Below are 340 nucleotides of genomic sequence, written 5' to 3'. Positions count from 1 at the left end.
ACATGGCGGCGCAGATTGCGCAGGCGATAATCTTCGATCTCGACATCATCGAGCAGAATTTCGCCAGTCTCGTGGTGATAGAAGCGCGGAATGAGACTGGCCAGCGTCGACTTGCCGCTGCCGGAACGCCCGACCAGTGCGATCATCTGACCTGGTGACGCGGTGAAGCTGATGTTTTTCAGCACTTCCCGTTCGGTGCCCGGGTAAGTGAAGCTGAGGTTGTTCACCGCCAGGTGGCCACTGACCCGATCACGCTCGATCGTGCCGGTATCGATTTCCGGTTCAACGTCGAGTTGCTCGAAAATGCTTTCAGCACCGGCCACGCCTTTCTGAATGGTCG

General features: G+C 57.6%; 1 protein-coding gene. It reads right to left on the bottom strand.

Annotated features, from left to right (window positions below; translation table 11 throughout):
* Positions 1–340, bottom strand: a 340-nt coding sequence (locus AAEY83_RS13460) for an ATP-binding cassette domain-containing protein (RefSeq protein ID WP_351059550.1), incomplete at both ends; no start/stop codon positions are given.

Source organism: Psychrobacter sp. TB20-MNA-CIBAN-0197, assembly GCF_040309765.1.
GTDB lineage: Bacteria > Pseudomonadota > Gammaproteobacteria > Pseudomonadales > Moraxellaceae > Psychrobacter > Psychrobacter submarinus.
Note: the sequence above shows the minus strand (reverse complement) of the source record. Positions and strands in the feature narration are given on the sequence as shown.